The organism is Sphingobacterium sp. HJSM2_6 (assembly GCF_049316305.1).
Taxonomy (GTDB): Bacteria; Bacteroidota; Bacteroidia; order Sphingobacteriales; family Sphingobacteriaceae; genus Sphingobacterium.
This window is the reverse complement of the sequence record NZ_JBMOXB010000011.1, coordinates 132,876-153,457: the sequence shown is the minus strand read 5'-3', so window position 1 is coordinate 153,457 and position 20,582 is coordinate 132,876. Positions and strand designations below refer to the sequence as shown.

The window sequence follows — 20,582 nt, the reverse complement described above, 5'->3', positions numbered from 1 at the left end:
TTTTTTATTGCCTTTTATGTAAAGGATGTCTGCCTTTCGCTTGGAATTATTAACTTTGTGGTTTAGCAAGAATTACAAGAGATTAAACCATGTTTTCAAATCTACAAGATAAATTAGATAGAGCCTTTAAAGTATTAAAAGGTCAGGGTAACATCACGGAAATCAACGTTGCGGAAACCATGAAGGAAATCCGCAAAGCATTATTAGATGCCGATGTAAATTACAAGACTGCCAAATCTTTTACTGACGAAGTTAAACAAAAAGCACTAGGTCAAAACGTATTGACAAGCATATCCCCTGGTCAATTATTGACTAAGATCATGAGTGATGAGTTGACGGAATTAATGGGCGGTTCAGTTACGGAATTAGAAATTACTAAAAATCCAACCGTAATTTTGATTGCAGGTTTGAATGGTGCTGGTAAGACTACATTTTCTGGAAAACTAGCTAATTTCTTAAAACAAAGTAAACATAAAAAACCTTTATTGGTGGCTGGTGACGTTTACCGTCCTGCAGCGATTGATCAATTGGAGGTTTTAGGAAAACAGGTTGATGTTCCTGTCTATGTAAATAGAGCCTCGACGGATCCTATTGCGATAGCAGTGGAAGGGGTAGAGGAAGCGAAACGTAATGGACATAACATTGTCATCATTGATACGGCCGGTCGTTTGGCGATTGATGAGGCGTTGATGTTGGAGATTACGGCTGTAAAGGAAGCTACACAACCGCATGAAATTTTGTTCGTAGTGGATTCCATGACTGGACAAGATGCTGTAAATACCGCAAAAGCATTTAACGATCGTTTGGATTTTACAGGTGTTGTATTAACGAAACTAGACGGTGATACTCGTGGTGGTGCTGCTTTATCTATTAAATCTGTGGTAAATAAACCAATCAAGTTTATTGGTACTGGAGAAAAAATGGAAGCCTTGGATGTATTCCACCCTGATCGTATGGCCTCCCGTATTTTGGGTATGGGTGACGTTGTTTCCTTAGTAGAGCGGGCTCAACAACAATTTGATGAGAAACAAGCAGCGGAACTACAAAAGAAAATTCGTAAGAATAAATTTGACTTTAATGATTTCAAATCCCAGATTCATCAAATTAAGAAGATGGGTAATATGAAGGATTTGATGGGCATGATTCCGGGAGTTGGTAAAGCGATTAAAGACGTAGAAATAGACGATGATGCGTTCAAACCTATCGAAGCGATTATTGATTCGATGACTCCTTTTGAGCGTGAAAATCCAGATTCGATTGATAATAAACGTAGAATGCGAATTGCAAAGGGTTCTGGAACGGATATTAATGAGGTTAACAAATTGATGAAGCAGTTTTCGGATATGCGAAAAGTGATGAAACAAATGTCTAATCCGGCAATGGCGGCTAAAATGATGAAAAATATGCCAAAAATGCCTGGAAAACCTTTCTAAGCATTTTCAACTAAAGACTTATACAAAAAAAGAGTTGACATCGGATCAACTCTTTTTTTGTATAAGCATTTTTTTTCTTCGTATTCGAATGATTGTTGCGTACTTCAGCTTTTAAAAGGTCAATACGACTTTACCATTTGGTTTTCCTTCCAATACCTTTTGATACGCTTGTTTCGCCTGATCGAAAGGAAATACGGAGTCAATTTTCCAAGAGAATTGATTCGAGGCAATCCCGTCCACAACATATTGTAAATTGCTTGGGTTTCTTTTTACCCATATTGGGATAACTCGTGCCGAGGTACTTGGTTTACCGGCAATAGAACTTATTATTCCATCGGGTTTGATTACTGCTAATGAAGTTTGCGTAGCCTCTTCAGAGCCAGACATGTCGACTGATGCATCTATAGGATACGGGAAAACTTCTTGGATTCTTTTTGTTAATTCGGGGCCATAGGCTAAACCGATAAGTCCAAGGCTTTTTACATAATCTACATTTTTTTCGGCAGCTGTACCTATGACTTGAATTCCTCTTTTCAATGCGATTTGGGCTGTAATTGCGCCCACAGCACCTGAAGCTCCATGAATTAGTAATGTTTGGATCGGGCCTAGTTCATCTAATATCGTCATAGCTGTTTGAGCTACTCCAGCGATAGAGCCTGCAACTTCCCATGAAAGTTCTTCGGGCTTCTTAATTAAATTGACCAGTGGTACATCAATCAAGGTTGCATGGGTATAATTACCACCTGAACCCAATACTGCATCGGAGATATGGAATTTTTCGCTAGTGGAACCTAATGCGATAATTTCTCCCGCGAATTCTGTTCCGAAGGTTTGTGGTAGTCCCGCATGTTTAAATTCCCCACTCATCCGTCTAGCGTCAATGGGGTTAATCCCTGCAGCTTTGACTAGGATTCTAGCGTGATCCTTCGGTACGGGAGCTAAATTCATTTCTTGAATGGATAGTACATCAGCCCTGCCATAGCTGTTGGCAATAAGTATATGGGATGTTTGTTCAGTATTCATTGTGTTCTGTTTTTAAATCTGGGTTAAAAGTATACAATATGCCAAAACTATGCCTTATGAATAACTTCAAGGTAACTGGTTACCTTGAAGTTATTTTAAAGACTTCCCGCTAAGTTGGAATGTGAATTTTACGAGGAGAAGGGGTTTTATACAGTGAAGAGCTCTTGAGATTTAACCAATTTATGAGCGGTGTTTTTATAGGAAAAGGTTTGAAGCGATTTATATGGAATTTGCTGAAAAATATCGCGAATATTTTGCTATTCCTATTTAGGAATAGACCTTAGGAAATGAGTTTTTGAAACGACCGATAGCAGGCTGTTCGTATTACTATCAAAGCGGGAAGCCTTCTGAAAACAGATGATTAAAAGATATTTGCTGGGTAAATTGGATTTGTTTTATTAAGTGTTGGAGATGAAATTGTGATTTGGTTCGCTTTTATTACTGATGAATAGTTGACTAATGGATTTGTTGCTAAACATTTTCCTTTGTTATTTACTGCTGTAAGCGTATAACGAAGACTTGTATTCGATAGATGATGTTAATTTTATATCTTTATTTAGAATAAAGAGAAACTAAATCTCAAATCCTATTTACTGTAATTGAATTTATTGTTAATTTTGTACCATGGACGACCCCGCGCAGATATCAGAGTACGGTAAAATACTACTCTTAGCTATTGTAGGCATTGTAATAGTAAGTGCTACGATATTTCTTGCACGTGTGTTAGCACCTAAGAACCCAAATCCCTTAAAGTTGAGCACTTACGAATGTGGTGAAGAAGCAAGGGGCACCTCTTGGGTTCAGTTTAATCCTAGATTCTATGTTATCGCTTTAGTATTCTTACTGTTTGACGTGGAGTTAATCTTTATATTTCCATGGGCAACTGTTTTTGGACAAGCTGATTTAATCGCTGCAGATCCGAGATGGGGATGGTTGACATTGATAGAGATGGGTATATTCTTGGGTATTTTATTAATTGGATTAGTTTACGTCTGGGTTAGCGGTGATATCAGTTGGATAAAACCAACTCATCGTAAACCGGTGGTTCAGGTAGGTATACCTGCAGACGCCTACCAACAGCTCAACAATCGCGTTTATGCAGTCAAGGATTACAGGGATAGGTCGGAAAAAGAGGAAACGCTAGAGCAGCCCGTGAGTCCAATAAAAATAGGATTTAAGCCTAAATTTAAGAAGCCTAATTCAGAAGCATGAGTTTAGACCAACAACTACAGCAAAATAATGGAGTCATCATTGCGAAGATGGATGATTTATTAAATTGGGCACGCTTATCTTCGATGTGGCCTATCAGTTTTGGAATTGCATGTTGTGCTATAGAAATGATGGGAGCCATGGCCGCAACCTATGATTTAGATCGACTAGGTGTATTTCCACGACCTTCACCTCGGCAGGCCGATGTGATGATTGTCGCAGGAACTGTTACCTTCAAAATGGCCGATCGGATTAAGAAATTATATGAACAGATGCCTGATCCAAAATATGTTATTTCGATGGGATCTTGTTCTAATTGTGGCGGTCCATATTGGCAACATGGTTACCACGTCGTAAAAGGGGTGGACAAAATAATTCCAGTAGATGTCTATGTTCAGGGCTGTCCTCCAAGGCCAGAAGCATTGATAGGTGCATTTTTAGAACTACAAAAGAAAATAGAACAACAGTCTTTATTAAAAGGGGATATTTTTCCAGAATTAGTAAAGCAATAAAATAAATTATGGCAAAAGAATTTTATGCTGATATGCGTTTAGGGATATTAGGAGGTGGCCAATTAGGTCGCATGTTTATCCAAGAAGCTATCAACTTTAATGTCAATATTCATGTGCTTGATCCTGATCCAAATGCACCTTGTAAAAAGCTTTGTAATCAGTTTGAAGTAGGTTCACTTTCCGACTATGATACGGTGTATAATTTCGGAAAAGATTTGGATATGATTACTATCGAAATCGAAAAGGTGAATGTTGACGCGTTAGAGGCACTAGAGCAAGAAGGTGTATTGGTATATCCACAGGCTAGGGTAATACGATTGATTCAAGATAAAGGGTTGCAAAAGCAGTTTTTTAAGCAAAATGATATTCCTACTGCGGCATTTCAATTTGTTTCAAATCGAGAATCACTGAAAAACTGCCATATCGCATTTCCTTATATTCAAAAATTACGTAAGGATGGGTATGATGGAAAAGGCGTGTTCCGAATTAACTCTGCTGAGGATTTTTCAAATGCTTTTGACGAGCCTAGTATTGTCGAAGAACTTATCGATTTTGAAAAAGAAATTGCTGTAATTGTTGCAAGAAATGATCGGGGACAATTGACAACTTTTCCAATGGTAGAAATGGAATTCAATCCACAAGCTAATTTGGTTGAGTTTTTAATTGCGCCGTCGACTTACAGTCAAGAAATACAGACTAAGGCTGAACACATTGCTAAGAAAATCGCTAATGACTTGCAAATCGTAGGTTTATTAGCGGTGGAGATGTTCTTAACTAAATCTGGTGAAATAGTGGTGAACGAACTTGCTCCAAGACCACATAATAGTGGTCATCAGACGATCGAAGGAAATTATACCTCTCAATTTGCGCAACACCTGCGGGCAATCTTTAACCTGCCTTTGGGAAATACAGCGAGCATAACGAATGCAATTATGGTCAATCTGTTAGGCGAAGAAGGATATGAAGGCTTAGCAAAATATGAAGGTATTGAAGAAGCGTTGGCATTGGATGGCGTATATGTGCATTTATATGGCAAGAAATATACGAAGCCTTTTCGTAAGATGGGGCATGTCTGTATCGTTCATCAAGATCGTAATTTAGCCATTGCACACGCAAGGAAGGTTCAAGAAATTGTTAAAGTAATTGCATAATACAATTCAAATATGGAAATGGAAAATCCAAAAGTAGGTATCATTATGGGAAGCAAATCGGATTTACCGATTATGCAAGATGCGGTAGAGGTATTGAAGTATTTAGGCGTTGAATTTGAAGTCAGTGTAGTATCGGCTCACCGTACTCCCCAACGTATGTTTGATTATGCTGCTCAGGCAGCAGAAAGAGGAATTAAAGTGATTATTGCTGGCGCTGGAGGTGCTGCACACTTACCCGGTATGGTGGCTTCAATTACGCACTTACCTGTGATCGGTGTTCCAGTGAAATCTTCCAACTCTATAGATGGTTGGGATTCTGTTTTATCGATATTGCAAATGCCCAATGGCATCCCTGTAGCAACTGTTGCTTTAAATGCAGCTAAGAATGCAGGTATTTTGGCAGCACAAATATTGGCGACCTCAGATGAGGGTTTGGCTAAAGCAATTTTGAACTTTAAAGCTGAATTGAAACAAAAAGTAGAAGAAAGTGCGGAGGAAGTAGAGCGATTAAGATTTTAATTCACTACCTGCAGCTCACAATAGTACAAAAGACCAGTTTTACAACTGGTCTTTTGTTGTTTTGTTACTTTATTTTCGAGTTGTAGTTAATCGGCTACATTGATTTTCAATAAATTAGCTACAAATTTAATCTTTTAGGATTATTATATAAGTGGTTTATTTTTATCCTACTAGGCAAGATAATAAACCTTAATAATTTACATTGTTGTTTAACCACATAAAAAAATTTACATGGTTAAACAACTAAATCATTAGCAAATTTACATCAGCAAAAATAGAAGTTTAAACAGCTACAAACCTATACATTGTAAGTAGGATAAACCGAAGGGGGTATTGAAAAGTAGTATAAATGATATACTTTTGTTTCAATTATTAATACTTATGAAAACAAAACATCTACTTTTAACCATGTCCTTAGGACTACTTCTACTAAATAGTTGTCGAAAGGATAATTTGTCTAGAACCAAAGAAGCTGTTATTCTAGAGCAAGACCAAGCGGTTTTGAAACAGCGTATCAGTTCTGCAAATTCTGGTATAGTTTTCCTGGATAATACGCTATCTAGTCGCGATGTCAAAGCGGGTTTAAGAGCGAATACTTCAACGAGCTCAAAAGCAGCTACGCCAGAGATTTCATTGTCTTTGGTAAAAGAAGTATTGCCTCCGAAAGTAAATGATGTGCTTGTTCGAGTAACTCATGTGGCTATAGAGGGGGATTTTGCTTATGTAAGTTATAATCGCGAAGGGGAAACTTATTTAGGGGGAATAGATGTAATTGATATTAAAGATATTAATGATCCTAAATTACTTGCCTTTGCTGGAATTCCAAATATGGACATCAGTGCGGTTGCGGTTTCCGGCAGTAATTTACATTTCGCAGGTGCTGCAGAAGTGGGTACAATAGAAGGAGTTCTCACTCCAGCGGTGGTAGGTATTCTTCCACTGGTGTCGGGTAGACCAACAGTGAGCTATCAATTACAATCCCTAATAGGACAAGTAGCGACTGACTTTACATTGGACGGGAATTTTGAGTATGTCGTATCAGGAAGTAATGGGGAAATTTCTAAATTGAATAAGAATACCCTAGAAGTGGTAAAACGTGTTTCCGTTTCTGGTTTGCTTTCTGTAAGAACAAATGCAAATCATGTGGTGGCATTAAGTGCTGATAAAGGTTTGTTAATCTATGATAAGGATTTAAACCAATTGAATAACTACCAAACGGAACAGAATGATGTGGTTTCAAAACGTAATATTGAATTGTATAATAATTACGCATTGGTTTCTGAAGGTGTTTCTGGTTTAGGAATATATGAACTTAGTTCAGGTAATTTATTCCAACGCATTCCTGTTCCTGCCGCTAATCCTGAATCAGCGAATATAGATGCTAGCGAATTGACCACGATTTCAGTGTCGGTATTTAATAAGCGTGTTTTTATTGCGAATGGGGCTGCAGGTATATCTATTTATAAGTTTTTAGACGGTAATGCAGGTTTAGCATATGTAGGTTCTGCCAATCTAGATGTATTGAATGAAGGTTCTAGTAATTTTGTGTTGACAAGAAATAATTACGTGTTCGTTGCTGGCGGAAAAGGTGGATTAAAAATCTTAAAATTAGAGGAGTTAACACCGGTACAGCCAACTTGTGATGCTAGTTATCCAAAATATGAAGGAAGTGTAGAATGGGATTTGAATGTAAATAAAGCAGCTAGTTATGCGGATAGTAAAGTCTTTAAAAATGGCGTTAATATTAGCAAAGATTTTAACTGGTGTGGGAGCTTACAAAGTAATAACCTTCAGGTGAATGGAAACGTATTGTTTAATATGTCAGGTTCATTATCCGTTATCAATGCCTTGAATGTAAATAGCAATATGTTGTTAAATGGAACTGGATTAGTGGGTGGTGATATTAACATCAACGGAAACTCGGAACTTTATGTAAAAGGATCTTTAACTCAAGGAGCTAGTGGTAAATCGACGAATGTTAATGTCAATAATAAATTAAAGATTGAAGGTGAGGTTGTGATATACGGTAATCTAACCATCAATGGTAGTGGAAATATTGAATTGATGAATAGTAATTCCAAATTGACGGTTTACGGAAATGTTATGTTGAATGGAAGTATTAAGGTAAATGGCAAGGTGGATGTTCATGGAAATTACCATAGCAATAATGGAACCATAGAATTTGTAAATGGCAATGCTAAATTTAACCTTAAAGGTACGGAAGGTGGCAAAACTAAATTGGTTAATGGAGCTGTAATTTCAAAGACTATATAAGCGACAATATCAAATAAAAAAAATCAGCGTGCTAGGTGTTTCAATAACCTAGCACGCTGATTTTTTTATTTATAAAAAGTTTATTCAAGGGTTCAGTGGAATGAAATTAACATTTTTCTGTTCCAGTCTATTTAAAATTCTTTTGCATATAGTCGTAGCTCTTTTTAATACTGGCATATTTATCTGCTGAATAAATTTCATCTTGCTCTACATACGCGTATTTTAATCCGCTTTCATTAGCAAAAGTAGCTAATGTTGGAAAATCCAAGCTGCCAGATCCAACTTCGGTATAACGGATTGTTTTTAGGGCCTCTTCGACATTTAATGTGTCCAGCTTTCCTGTTTTAGGATCGATATTGTTTTGTTCTAATTTTGTTGAAAATGCCCTGTCCATGTCTTTAATATGCCATTGGGTAAAGCGTCCAGGATATTTGTCAAAATAAGATTGTGGGCTTTCCCCTGCTTTATAGATCCAAAAGAGGTCTAATTCGAAACTGACTAAATCAGGTTCGGTAAAAGCCAGTAAAATATCTAATCCTTTTGTTCCATTTCCAAATTCTTTAAATTCCCAGAAATGATTGTGGTATCCCATCTTTATTCCAGCTTTTTTAGACATCTCACCAGCCTTATTAAGCTGTTCGGCCATAAACTTATAATCATCAATTCCTAATTTAGACAATTTGTGCATAGGAGGTACAGGAGCAACAACGTTTTCTTGACCTAATGTATGAGCCATTTGCACATACTTTTCTACGTTTTCTTTGTCTTTACTGTCTTTGTCTAAATACTTATCCATCATGTAGTGGCCACTATGGGATTTTAGGCCTACATCATTGAAAATTTTCTTTAATTCTTCTGTCGTTATGTTCCAAAATTTCCCTGTTAATGGATCACCTCCATAAGTTTCTACATGATTATATCCTATTTTAGCAATATTCTCTAAAACTTCTTTTGGATTCTGTGCAAGTAATTCACGTAACGTAAATAATTGTAAACCGACATTTTTTAGGGGAGAACCAGCATCTTTTTTCTCTTGGTCGCAGGCCGTTAAGTAAGGGGCTAAAAGACCTCCAGCTAAGCCTAAGCCCGTAAATTTGATAAAATTTCTTCTAGATTGTGACATATCGTATTTGTTTATGCTAAATGAATATAAATAAATTTTGTCAAAAAAGATATGCTTACATTTTATGCCTATGGAGACGTGCTACTTTTCGATTTTTTAGTTACTTATATGCCATAAAAAAAGGATTCTCTTAGCGAAAATCCTTTGTTCATTTTATTGAAATAAAATTTTTTTCTGTTGTGTATTTTAAACAGTCATGATGTCTTTTTCCTTCAATTCTGCCAAATGATCTACTTTGGCAATGAATTGATCAGTTAGTTTTTGAACTTCTGCTTCTCCAACTTTAATCTCATCTTCTGAAGCACCATCATTTTTCAATTTTTTAATGGATTCATTCGCATCCTTACGGATGTTACGAATGGCTACACGGCCTTTTTCCGTTTCATCTTTTGCTTTCTTTACCAAGTCACGACGACGTTCTTCAGTCAATGCTGGTACAGATAGACGAATGATAAGTCCATCATTTTGTGGATTTAATCCAATATTGGAATCCATAATGGCCTTTTCAATAGTTGTTAATAATGTTTTTTCCCATGGCTGGATAACAATTGTTCTAGCATCTGGTGTATTGATATTGCTTACTTGGGATAATGGGGTAGAAGACCCGTAATAATCCACGTAAATACCATCAAGCATACCAGGTGTTGCTTTACCAGCGCGAATCTTGGTCAACTCAGATTCTGTATGTGCAACAGCTTTGGTCATACCTTCTTTGCAGTCATCCAGTTGAAGTGAAATAAATTCGTTCATACCTTGATATATTATCTTTAATAAATTAACTAACGATCGTTCCTATTGCTTCACCACTTGCTAATTTTAATAAGTTACCCGGTTTGTTCATGTCAAAGACGATGATTGGTAAATTATTTTCTTGGCATAGGGTGAACGCTGTCATATCCATTACATTTAATCCTTTTTCATATACTTCGGTGAAGGATATGTGATCAAACTTAACAGCATTTGGATCTTTTTCAGGATCTGCTGTATAGATGCCATCTACTCGAGTACCTTTTAACACCGCATCGGCATTGATTTCGATTGCTCTTAAAGAAGCCGCGGTATCTGTTGTAAAATAAGGATTACCTGTTCCAGCACCAAATATTACAATTCTGCCTTTTTCCAAATGTCTTACAGCTCTTCTACGAATAAATGGTTCACAAATTTGTTCCATTTTGATGGCCGTAAGTAATCTAGTTTTCATACCTTCTTTTTCCAAAGCATCTTGAAGGGCCATGGAATTGATTACAGTGGCTAACATGCCCATATAATCAGCTTGAACGCGATCCATTCCTGCTTTTTCAGCACTTAATCCACGATAGATGTTTCCACCGCCAATTACAATGGCGATTTCCAAGCCTAAGCTATGTAATTCCTGAATGTCTTTTGCGTATTGTTGAACTCGATTAATGTCGATACCGTAGCTTTGCTCGCCCATTAAAGCTTCGCCACTAAGTTTAAGTAGGATGCGTTTATATTTCATATATGATTTTTGGAATATTTCCAAAAGCCAAAGATAAGATTTTTTTGTGCTGTTGGTTAGATTAATTTCCTTTTTTTACCTTTTCTACCACCTTTTCATAAAATTCTTCATAGTGAGGAACTATTTTACTGAGTTCAAAATCTTGAGCTCGGATCAATGCATTCTCTTTAAACTGTTGTAATACTTGGTCTTCAGTCAATATATGGATGGCTTTACTTGCCATATCGTCAATATCTCCGACGTCACTTAAATAGCCACTAAAGCCTTGCACGTTCAATTCTGGCAAACCTCCAGTATTGGATGAAATAACCGGAACTTTGCAAGCCATGGCTTCTAATGCGGCTAATCCGAAACTCTCTGATCCGGATGGCATAATAAATAAATCGGCAATAGATAAGATTTCTTCTATGGCGTCTTGTTTTCCTAAAAATCGAATACAATCTGTAATTCCAAGTTCTCGTGCTAATTCTTCTGCTTTTCTACGTTCAGGGCCATCACCTACTAACAATAGTTTACTCGGTATTTCTTGGATTATCTTATGAAATATACGAACGACATCATCTACCCGCTTTACTTTCCTAAAGTTGGAGGTATGTACGACAATTCGTTCATTGTTTGGTGCGATAGCTTTTTTGAAATGCTCGTGATTTTTGTTGTGAAATCGTTGTAGATCGATAAAATTAGGAATTACCTCGATATGATTATTGATGGTGAAGTAGTCTAATGTTTGTTCTTTCAAGCTTTCTGAAACGGTTGTTACACCATCTGATTGATTAATGGAAAATGTAACAACTGGACTGAAGCTTTTATCCTTGCCTACTAAAGTGATATCTGTACCATGTAAGGTGGTAACAACAGGAATATTGATGCCATAAGTAGCTAATATTTGTTTGGCTAGAAATGCGACAGAAGCATGCGGAATGGCGTAATGCACATGGAGCAGATCTAAGTTTTCGAAGCGAACGACATCCACTAACTTACTAGCTAACGCGGTTTCATAAGGTGGGAAATCAAATAGAGGGTATTGTGCGATGGCAACCTCATGATAAAATAGATTTTCTGAAAAAAAATCTAATCTTGCTGGTTGGCTATATGTAATAAAATGTACTTGGTGTCCTTTATTGGCTAATGCTTTTCCCAATTCTGTTGCGACAACACCACTACCTCCAAAGGTAGGATAACACACAATTCCTATTTTCATAAATACTGTTTTGTTTTGATAAAGATAAGTATGCTTTTATAATTGTGATGCAATATTTTTAACATGATATAAAAAGTCAGTACTTTTATTACAATGAATAATCAATTCGAATCCATTTTAACTGAAGTAACGTTCAAAACTGCTCGTTCTGGTGGTAAAGGAGGACAACACGTGAACAAAGTATCTTCAAAAGTACATCTCATTTGGAATATCCCGAATACTACTATATTCAATGACAGGGAAAAAGAATTGTTATTTAAACGACTATCTAACCGACTTACGAAAGATGGAAGTTTATTGATGGTTTCTGATGAAGATCGAAGCCAGCTTAAAAATAAAGAAATCGTATTAAAGCGCTTTATGGCCCTTATTGCTGATTCACTTATCGCTGATAAACCAAGAATTCCCACAAAAATCCCAAAATCTAAGGTGTTAAAAAGGCTAGATCGCAAAAAGAAATTGGCTAGCAAAAAAGCAGATAGAAAATGGAAACCTGAACATTAGTATTACATTTTTTAATTTAATTGAGTATATTTTTTATTTTAAAATAATGTAAATCAATTAGTTGCGCTATATTTGTTGTTAATAACTAAGTTTATAGTTGTAAAACTAAAAACTTAGTTATATATTTATCTTATAATCGATTATAGGCAATATTGTCTTATTTAAAATAACAGAGTCATGGATGAATTAAAAGAATTAACCAAGGCAGAGGAACAGATCATGCATAGTCTGTGGGAAATCGAAAATGGTTTTGTAAAAGATATCATAGATCGGTTACCAGATCCGAAGCCTGCTTATAACACGGTATCTACTATTGTCAGGATTCTAGAAACCAAGGGTTTTGTAGATCATGAATCATTTGGGAAAAGCCATCGCTATTTTCCAATTGTTCAAAAAGAAGATTATAAGAAATTTATAACAGGAAAATTACTTCATGGCTATTTTGAAGATTCTGCCAGCAGTATGCTTTCCTTTTTCTTAGAAGAAAAGAAGTTAGCTATTAAAGATTTGGATGAAATTTTTAAGATCATCCAACAGCATAAGTCATAAAACTAAAACGTTAATCATATGAATTATTTATTAATTGCGAATGGCCTTTTGGTCTTATTCTTTTTGATATTTTGGTTTGTGTTTAGAAAATTTACATTCTTTCAATGGAATAGAATATTCTTAATAGGTAGTATGATACTTTCATTCTTACTTCCTACAGTGCTGTGGATTAATATCGATCTTGACGTATTTGAATCGACGATTTGGAGACTTCCGGAAATAGTTATATCAAACAAAGTGGCCGTAATGGAAGATCAGGGATTGAATGGTGCAATTCCATTTGATATCATGACCTATTTACCACAAATATATTGGATTGGCGTTGCTGTATGTTTAGGATTATTTATATTCAAATTATATCGAATTCTTCGTCCCATAAATCAGCAAAATCCAACTCAGAGTTATTCCTTTTTAAAATGGATATGTGTAGGAGATGATTTAAAGGATAATTCGGTCATTCGGAAACATGAAGAGATTCATAGGTCGCAAGGACATAGTATTGATTTGTTATTGGTAGAACTATTTCAAATTTTTAATTGGTTTAACCCGCTATTTTACTTCTTTAAGAAAGAGTTGAAACTTCAACATGAGTTTTTAGTAGATAATCGATTCGACGCAGATAAAGTTACTTATGCAGAAATGCTAGTAGCCTATGCACTGAAAGTAGATCGATATCAACTTAGTCATGAGTTTTCCAATCAATCATTATTAAAAGAAAGAATAAAAATGATATTCCAACATAAAACAAAATCAGTGAAGCAATTATACTACTTGCTAATAATACCCATCAGTTTAGCGATGCTAACATTAATTGTTAATTGTAAGGGCTCCATTAGTAAAGCGAATGATACCTCTTCCATAAAAGATCAACCTATCATCAAAGAGAACGTATTAGATGAGCCCTCAGTAGAAACAATGGATGAGCCAGTTAAACAGGTCGTGGCTCCTTCAGCGAAAAAGGAAGAACTTATTAGACAGCCTGAACCAAAAGTTTTTCAGCAGAAAAAACAAATTGATTTCACAGAGAAAGATGCACTACCTAGACCAATCGTAGTTGATAAGGATAAGCCATTTCCTAAAGACACATCTAAAAGGAAAACGTATGCTTATGGGGCAACAGAGATAATTCCAGAATATCCTGGAGGTTTCGATCAATTTAGAAGGGATGTTCAAAATAATTTAATTTATACTTCAGCTGCGTTAGAAGCAGGGGTAAAAGGAATTTCTGAAATTCAATTTGAAATTGATGTAGATGGCAATATTGGTAATTTTAAAGTCATAAGAGAATTAGGTTATGGTATTGAAGAATCGGCAATTGCTAGTATGAAGAAATCTAAAAAATGGAAACCTGCTATTCAGGATGGTAAGAAAGTAATCGTTAAATTCACTTTACCAATTCGATTGGATTTAACACAGATGTAATTCGTTTCTTGTTTTAGCCGTTTGAAAACTTCCATGATAATAAGTCATGGAAGTTTTTTTTATGCCTAATAGTTATTCATATTGGAAACTTTCTTATTCGATAACCTTCGTGTAAATCCATGTTTTAACAAATATATTTTGTTACAATTCAAGGGATTACTACAGAAAATTTACGTGTTACAACATTGATATTGAATATTTTAGGGTTTTTTTGGCTGATTTGTATTATTAGTGTCAGGATTTATCAAAAAAAGTAGCGCAAACTATTGTGTAATTAAAATATTTGTAGATATTTGCCTACAGTACTTGTGATTAATTATCTACAAATGGTTGAAAGTGTATTTCAATTAAACTCTTATAAATGAGGAAATACATTTAGCATTTGAATGAAAAAATCCGAATAATTAGCACGCTACAAATTTAAAGTACTACTAATAGAGTATGAATTTAATTCTTTAAAAAATGAAAAAACAACTTATCGCCGCATTTGCATTTATGTTTATAGTTTCAACTTTTATGCTTCGTGTTCAAGCTCAAACAAGCACGAATGCATCTACAGTAGCAATTGTATCTAAGTCTGCTGGAGAAGCTGTAAAAAAAGATTCCATAATTCATGATGATAATGAAGCTGTAGTGTTGAAAGCTGTACCCGTAGGTGGACATAGCAATTTTAGAAAATTAGTGGAGAAAAAATTTAAATTTCCAAAGGCTGCTACCAAAGCAAGAGCAGAAGGTGAATTGTATGCCACTTTTGTAATTAGTAGAACTGGGGAATTAACGCATATCAAAGTTGAAAAACATGTAGGTCATGGTACAGAAGAAGCTTATCTGAATGCACTACGTGCAGCAGCAGAGGAAATTCAATGGGAACCAGGTACCATCGGTGGTAGAGCTGTTGATATGATGTTTTCACATCGAATCCGTGTGACTTCGAATTAAGTTATATTAAAGGATATTACTCTTAAGAAGACGAACTTCTTCTTGTAATTGACTGATTTTTTGTACAAGGTGTTGAACGACTTCAATACCTTGTACATTTAATTCCAAGTCATAATACCAAATAGCAAACTTTTCTACTAGAAGCACTTGCTCTTCCAATAAATACGTTTGATCTTCTGCTATTACTATTTCAATCAACCCATTCTGTTGAAGCTCATCAATAAAAGATTGATCAATTCTATTTGATTCACAAATATCAATTACGTTATATAAGATCGTTTCCATAGTTTATTTCAATGTTTCTGCCAATTCTTGAATTAATTTTTTCTGCTTTTCAGTCAAGTTGTTTGGTAATTTGATTTGTATTTCGGCATAGAGATCCCCAAATTCTCCTTCCTTTTTGTAAATAGGAAATCCTTTTCCTTTAATTCTCACCTTCGTTCCATGTGCGGTATCCGGTTTTATTTTGATATTTATCTTTCCAGTTAAGCTAGATACGATGGCGTCACCACCTAACATGGCTGTAGGAAGATCTATCGTTAATTTCGTGTATAAATCATTACCTACCCTATGAAAATGAGGATCTGGTTTAATGGAAAACTGGATGTATAAATCACCTTTGGGACCTCCTGATGATCCTTCAGCTCCTTGTCCTTTCAAACGTATTTTCTGTCCATCTTCTACGCCCGCAGGGATGGTAATCCGTATGTTTTTACCATTCACTGTAAAGGTTTGTGGATGTGTTTGGGAAGCTTGATGAAGCGTTAATTCCACTGTCGTTTCATAATCTTGACCTCTATATCCCGCTCCACGACTAGAACGCTTTGAACCTGAGAATCGAGAACCAAACATTTGCTCAAAGAAATCTGAATATTCCCCAGTATCGTAATTGCCTGTATAATTAAAGTCAAATCCTTCAAAGGGATTGGAAGCATTGCTCGATCGGGATTGTCTACCTTGTTGTTGATTTTGTTCGTAGGCATCACCATGTTTCCAATGTTCACCATATTGATCATATTTCTTTCGCTTTTCAGTATCTGTCAAAACTTCATTCGCTTCATTGATCTCCTGAAATTTCTTTTTAGCCTCCTCATCATTTGGATTGATGTCTGGATGATATTTTCTCGCTAATTTGCGAAACGCTTTTTTGATATCTTCTGGACTAGCTGATTTATCTATCCCTAAAACTTTATAATAATCTAAAAATGCCATGAATTCAATGGGGTTTAAAGTCAAAACAAGTGGATGAATCTTTTGTTTATCAACTTGTTAATCAAATTTACTATCAAATTATTTATTTTTAAAAGGAAAGACTAAAGAAAAGGCGGGGAATTAATTTAAATCAATTCCCCGCCTTTTCTTTAATAAGTTGATTAGATTACATTTGCGACAAATCCAAACGTATGGGTAAGGAGTATTTCACAGGTACTTTACGTCCATTCTGAATTGCAGGTTCCCATTTCTTAGCCTTTTTTATTGCTGTTACGGCCGCTTGTCCAATACCGTGAGATAAATCTTTATCAATATTTAATTCTGTAATAGCTCCATTTTTATCAATCACAAAGGATACTTGAACGACTCCCTTTACGCCCGCCTCAATGGCTGATTGCGGATAGACCAAGTTGCTTTGCACAAATTTTCTAAACGCTTCAATTCCTCCTGGATATTCGGGTTGCACCTGAACAGAAATGAAATCAAGAATCTCATTAGAATTACCATCCACATCTCCATGGGTTCCTCCTGTAATTTTACCATCTACTTTTTTACTTCCAAATTCACCAACAGGCACAGCAGTTCCCCCGGGTACAGCACTCAATGTTAAACGAGCAGGAGTAGCATCATTCTTTTTAAAATCTTCTTGTGTTGCAGGCTCTTCAGTTACTTTATTTGCAGAAACAATAATAGGTTCTGGTAAGCGAATTAGTTCCATAGCAGGAGGATCTATCGCTATCTGCTGAGGCAATTGTTCCTCTAGAGGTAAAGGTTCTTCTTCTTCAAGCGCAGGAGGAACTTCAAGATCTTCTAAAGTTACAGGTGTTGTAATTTGCTCAGTTACTTGATTTGATTTCTGGAAAATCTCTATATTAAAAGCCTTTATTCCCACAAATAGTAAGACTACGCTAGACACAGCTGTTAATGCGATATTCGTGGCTCTAGGTGCAAATTTTCTTAATTCATAGGCTCCGTATTCTTTATTTCTATTTTCAAACACTACGTCCAGCCATTCCTTTTTGAATAAATCTAATTTTGAAATTATCATATCAGTAAAATTTAAGGGTAATTAATCTGTTGCTAATGCATGGAATTTTTTCAATAGGTCTATATCACCTTCTTGTATTTTGGCTATCATATATTTTTTAATGGCCAGAACATTCATTTCATCCAGTATATTGATTAAATTTTCATGGTTAGAGTCATTACTTGGACGAATGATGACGATCATATCCTGGGCAATCTTATCTTTCATTTGTAGTAATATTTTACGAATACCATCTTTCGAATAATCTGTTATTTCTGGTTCCATAATAGGCTTGGTTACTTGGCCATGATACCATAAAATGTTGTCGTCCGATCCTAAAACAAGGCTTACCGTTCTTTGGTCAGCAATTTTAATTTTAGAGTCTTCTTGGGTTCTATCTTTATCTGGCATCGCAATATCCATTACTTGAGGTTTACTTAATGAGGTAGTCAGCATAAAGAAAGTAATTAATAAGAAGGCTAAATCGACCATGGCGGTCAAATCCACTTTTGGCGTAGCCTTTCGAGGTCTTTGGTGCTTAGCACCATTTCCTGATCCGGAATTTTGAGTTAGTTCTGCCATCTGGTTTAATTGTTAGTTTATTTATAATCATGATGTGAAAACTCGAGGAAATGCATAAAATATTTCTTAATAATTTTAAAATAAATTTTAATCGTTTTAAAATCAATGCAATGCAGTTGGAGTATAAATAAGAAAAGCTAGCGAAATGCTAGCTTTTATAAATTGATATGGAGAAATTTAATTTAGGGTAATATCCAATTTTCTAATTGCGCAAGAACTTCTTCAAAGGTTTTTGCGTTAATTAATACATCAGGTTGAATGCTCCCTCGATATATTTTATCTGTTCGGTCACGAACGTATGATCCTGCTAAAGATAGGGCAGAGCCATCGGAAAGTTCGACAAACGAATTGGCAGAAGTTAATCCTGCTGTTGGATAGCCGAAAGATTTTGTATTCGGCTTTCCAAGTAAACTAATTAAAGTCATTTCTCCGCTGCTGGCAGTCATTTGGCTCATCAAACAGGCTATTTTCTGGCTAGCGATCTGTTCTGTTATTTTGGATAACTTTACTCTTCCAAATTGTCCTTTGTTCATATATAAACTGTTTGAACCCTGTTTATTTTCAAAGCTCAACACCTTGCCATCACCAATTAAAGCATATAATCCAGCAATCATGGGATACATATTACCACCAGAGTTTTCTGATAAATCTACTATCCAACCTTTAGGTCCTGATTTCATCAAGTCTAGTACAATCTTGTTTAAGGTATCGGCGTATGCCTGTTCACTTTCAGCATGTAAAGAACCAAACCTAGGGACTTTGACATAGGCTATTTGGCTAGGTAACATTTTACCAGTTGCAAAGTTCAATGTATTGTTTGCATTTTGCAGTTGGACAGGTTTGTGTCGATAGTTATCAAATCGTTCTTTAGTATAATAATGACTATGTAAATCACCCGCTTTTCTTAAATAACTTAGTATAAACTGGACTGCTTCAACCTTATGTTCTTCGCTGTGAAGTCCTAATAAATTTAAGGGTAATTTCTGCTCTAAATCCTTCCAATCTACAGAATCAGATACGATAGCATTTTTCTTTATTTTTTCGATAGCCTCTTGAGCGATCGATGCAATTTGAGTTGATGCTGCTTCAGTGACTTCAATCAATTGAAGATCATCGAAATTTATTTCTCCATTGCCCGATAGATTTAAGAATAAGTTCATAAATTTCATGTCAGGACTTACTACAAAGAACATACTGATATCTTGCCATTCGTTTTTCATCATTGTATCCAACAGGACTGGCTTCATCACGTTCCCTATTGGCTTTTTCGCTTCATCCATGAATGACATATAGAGATTAGCTTGTATCTGAGGCAAAGCAGATTTTACTTTTACCCTAAGTTTCATTTTTTTAACTTTTTCTACTGTAAATGCGGTAAACTGAACAGCGAATATATTTTTTGAACTTCCAGATTTGGACAGTTTAAGCGAATACTTGCCAGATGCTTTATCTAAGCTATCTAAAGTTAATTTAGATCCATCCTGTTGCTGATTGTTTAACGTCCAAGACCTCAGTTGGCCTTGTTCATCGATTTCTTCAAAATGGAGATTCAATAGCTGACCATAGCTTATTTGATAATTAAAAATGCCAATAAGTGCCAGCAATAAAGCTTTCAAAATAATGCGAACAATAATTATCATAGCGCTTGAATTTATTATGGATGGGAATTATAATAAGATAGATCTCCGCTGAGTTTTATATCTTTAAATTTCCCCTCGTTTTTCAAACCCCTGATATGACTTAAGCCAATTAATTCGGCTTGAATACTATCGATATCACATTCCTTATAATAATCAATCATGCCATTGTCTAATTTTGCATTTAGTTTATTTGCGGTTATATCTGATAAACTAAATGTCGATTTTGAATCAGCGATTAAGTTTAACGTGTTGATTTTTAAATCGTCATCATTATTTGATTTACTGATGATCGCGTAGGATTTATTTTTTAAATGTATTTTAGGATTATTAACTGAGTTGGAATTCACGCTTTCCATTTGAATATTAGCCCAACAATTATCTAGAATGATGTTAGGTTCATGATCATTTTTGAGGTGAATTATAAATTCATGTACAGCGTCGTTATTTATAGGAATAAACAATGTGTCATTAATTATTTCTCTTTTATAAGCATAGTTGCGGCCGTTTTTATTAATTCTGAAGTTGTTTTCTTTATTAAATAAAATTCTGATTATATTGAAATTGGTGGAACCCTTAATAACTATAGTGTTAATTTGATCAAGAGATGCTATTTTTAAGGAATCAGGTTGATCTAAATTTTTCATAATGGATGAATACCAATTTCTTGGTTCCCTTTTATATTCGTCGTTAATAAATACTTTACCTAATAACTTAATTTGAAAGAAAAATCCAATAATAAATATGAATGTTCCTAATAGATATAGAATGAGTGATTTTTTCAT

The 20,582-nt window shown here is 35.3% G+C and carries 21 protein-coding genes; 10 read left to right on the top strand and 11 right to left on the bottom strand.

Features of this window, described 5'->3' with window-relative positions; all coding sequences use genetic code 11:
• Positions 1–89 precede the first annotated feature (89 nt).
• Positions 90–1,433 carry a signal recognition particle protein gene (gene ffh, locus ACFRAE_RS11405; RefSeq protein ID WP_422797284.1) on the top strand — a complete coding sequence of 448 codons (1,344 nt, stop codon included), beginning with the start codon at positions 90–92 and terminating at the stop codon, positions 1,431–1,433.
• A 111-nt stretch (positions 1,434–1,544) separates the two neighbouring features.
• Here ffh and ACFRAE_RS11400 read toward each other — a convergent pair whose 3' ends face one another.
• Positions 1,545–2,456 carry an NADP-dependent oxidoreductase gene (locus ACFRAE_RS11400; RefSeq protein ID WP_422797283.1) on the bottom strand — a complete coding sequence of 304 codons (912 nt, stop codon included), beginning with the start codon at positions 2,454–2,456 and terminating at the stop codon, positions 1,545–1,547.
• A gap of 624 nt (positions 2,457–3,080) precedes the next feature.
• Here ACFRAE_RS11400 and ACFRAE_RS11395 point away from each other — a divergent pair.
• The 5 genes from ACFRAE_RS11395 (at position 3,081) to ACFRAE_RS11375 (ending at position 8,121) form a co-directional block, all read left to right on the top strand.
• Positions 3,081–3,668 carry an NADH-quinone oxidoreductase subunit A gene (locus tag ACFRAE_RS11395; protein ID WP_422797282.1) on the top strand — a complete coding sequence of 196 codons (588 nt, stop codon included), beginning with the start codon at positions 3,081–3,083 and terminating at the stop codon, positions 3,666–3,668.
• Positions 3,665–4,177: an NADH-quinone oxidoreductase subunit B gene (locus tag ACFRAE_RS11390; RefSeq protein ID WP_422797281.1), complete on the top strand. Its 513-nt coding sequence runs from the start codon at positions 3,665–3,667 to the stop codon at positions 4,175–4,177. The genes ACFRAE_RS11395 and ACFRAE_RS11390 overlap by 4 nt, the downstream gene beginning before the upstream one ends.
• Positions 4,178–4,185: 8 nt before the next feature.
• Positions 4,186–5,328, top strand: a complete 1,143-nt coding sequence (locus ACFRAE_RS11385) for a 5-(carboxyamino)imidazole ribonucleotide synthase (RefSeq protein WP_422797280.1) — start codon at positions 4,186–4,188, stop codon at positions 5,326–5,328.
• An 18-nt stretch (positions 5,329–5,346) separates the two neighbouring features.
• Positions 5,347–5,847, top strand: a complete 501-nt coding sequence (gene purE / locus ACFRAE_RS11380) for a 5-(carboxyamino)imidazole ribonucleotide mutase (protein WP_422797279.1) — start codon at positions 5,347–5,349, stop codon at positions 5,845–5,847.
• Between the two features lie 381 nt (positions 5,848–6,228).
• Positions 6,229–8,121, top strand: coding sequence for a hypothetical protein (locus ACFRAE_RS11375; RefSeq protein ID WP_422797278.1), 1,893 nt, complete (start codon positions 6,229–6,231; stop codon positions 8,119–8,121).
• A gap of 127 nt (positions 8,122–8,248) precedes the next feature.
• On the opposite strand, the gene ACFRAE_RS11370 is transcribed toward ACFRAE_RS11375, so the two are convergent.
• The 4 genes from ACFRAE_RS11370 to bshA all read right to left on the bottom strand — a co-directional run bounded on the left by ACFRAE_RS11370 (position 8,249) and on the right by bshA (position 11,925).
• A complete protein-coding gene (locus ACFRAE_RS11370; RefSeq protein ID WP_422797277.1) occupies positions 8,249–9,244 on the bottom strand; it encodes a sugar phosphate isomerase/epimerase family protein in 996 nt (331 codons plus the stop codon).
• Between the two features lie 186 nt (positions 9,245–9,430).
• Positions 9,431–9,994, bottom strand: a complete 564-nt coding sequence (frr, locus tag ACFRAE_RS11365) for a ribosome recycling factor (RefSeq protein ID WP_422797276.1) — start codon at positions 9,992–9,994, stop codon at positions 9,431–9,433.
• Positions 9,995–10,019: 25 nt separating this feature from the next.
• Positions 10,020–10,724 carry a UMP kinase gene (pyrH, locus tag ACFRAE_RS11360; RefSeq protein WP_422797275.1) on the bottom strand — a complete coding sequence of 235 codons (705 nt, stop codon included), beginning with the start codon at positions 10,722–10,724 and terminating at the stop codon, positions 10,020–10,022.
• 61 nt (positions 10,725–10,785) lie between these two features.
• Positions 10,786–11,925 (bottom strand): N-acetyl-alpha-D-glucosaminyl L-malate synthase BshA, encoded by a 1,140-nt coding sequence (gene bshA, locus ACFRAE_RS11355; protein ID WP_422797274.1) that lies wholly within the window; start codon positions 11,923–11,925, stop codon positions 10,786–10,788.
• Positions 11,926–12,018: 93 nt separating this feature from the next.
• On the opposite strand from bshA, the gene arfB reads away from it, so the two are divergent.
• The 4 genes from arfB to ACFRAE_RS11335 all read left to right on the top strand — a co-directional run bounded on the left by arfB (position 12,019) and on the right by ACFRAE_RS11335 (position 15,339).
• Positions 12,019–12,429, top strand: a complete 411-nt coding sequence (gene arfB / locus ACFRAE_RS11350) for an alternative ribosome rescue aminoacyl-tRNA hydrolase ArfB (RefSeq protein WP_422797273.1) — start codon at positions 12,019–12,021, stop codon at positions 12,427–12,429.
• Between the two features lie 177 nt (positions 12,430–12,606).
• The gene (locus ACFRAE_RS11345) at positions 12,607–12,978 is read left to right on the top strand and encodes a BlaI/MecI/CopY family transcriptional regulator (RefSeq protein WP_422797272.1); all 372 of its coding nucleotides are present in this window, start codon (positions 12,607–12,609) and stop codon (positions 12,976–12,978) included.
• An 18-nt stretch (positions 12,979–12,996) separates the two neighbouring features.
• Positions 12,997–14,400 carry an energy transducer TonB gene (locus tag ACFRAE_RS11340; protein WP_422797271.1) on the top strand — a complete coding sequence of 468 codons (1,404 nt, stop codon included), beginning with the start codon at positions 12,997–12,999 and terminating at the stop codon, positions 14,398–14,400.
• Positions 14,401–14,862: 462 nt separating this feature from the next.
• Positions 14,863–15,339 carry an energy transducer TonB gene (locus tag ACFRAE_RS11335; RefSeq protein ID WP_422797270.1) on the top strand — a complete coding sequence of 159 codons (477 nt, stop codon included), beginning with the start codon at positions 14,863–14,865 and terminating at the stop codon, positions 15,337–15,339.
• 6 nt (positions 15,340–15,345) lie between these two features.
• Here ACFRAE_RS11335 and ACFRAE_RS11330 read toward each other — a convergent pair whose 3' ends face one another.
• The 6 genes from ACFRAE_RS11330 to ACFRAE_RS11305 all read right to left on the bottom strand — a co-directional run bounded on the left by ACFRAE_RS11330 (position 15,346) and on the right by ACFRAE_RS11305 (position 20,582).
• Positions 15,346–15,624: a chaperone modulator CbpM gene (locus ACFRAE_RS11330; RefSeq protein ID WP_422797269.1), complete on the bottom strand. Its 279-nt coding sequence runs from the start codon at positions 15,622–15,624 to the stop codon at positions 15,346–15,348.
• 3 nt (positions 15,625–15,627) lie between these two features.
• Positions 15,628–16,551, bottom strand: a complete 924-nt coding sequence (locus ACFRAE_RS11325) for a DnaJ C-terminal domain-containing protein (RefSeq protein ID WP_422797268.1) — start codon at positions 16,549–16,551, stop codon at positions 15,628–15,630.
• A gap of 166 nt (positions 16,552–16,717) precedes the next feature.
• Entirely contained in the window at positions 16,718–17,599 is an 882-nt protein-coding gene (locus ACFRAE_RS11320; RefSeq protein ID WP_422797267.1) for an energy transducer TonB, read from the bottom strand.
• A gap of 21 nt (positions 17,600–17,620) precedes the next feature.
• A complete protein-coding gene (locus ACFRAE_RS11315; protein ID WP_422797266.1) occupies positions 17,621–18,160 on the bottom strand; it encodes an ExbD/TolR family protein in 540 nt (179 codons plus the stop codon).
• A 182-nt stretch (positions 18,161–18,342) separates the two neighbouring features.
• Positions 18,343–19,800, bottom strand: coding sequence for a S41 family peptidase (locus ACFRAE_RS11310; RefSeq protein WP_422797265.1), 1,458 nt, complete (start codon positions 19,798–19,800; stop codon positions 18,343–18,345).
• Between the two features lie 14 nt (positions 19,801–19,814).
• Positions 19,815–20,582 (bottom strand): hypothetical protein, encoded by a 768-nt coding sequence (locus tag ACFRAE_RS11305; protein ID WP_422797264.1) that lies wholly within the window; start codon positions 20,580–20,582, stop codon positions 19,815–19,817.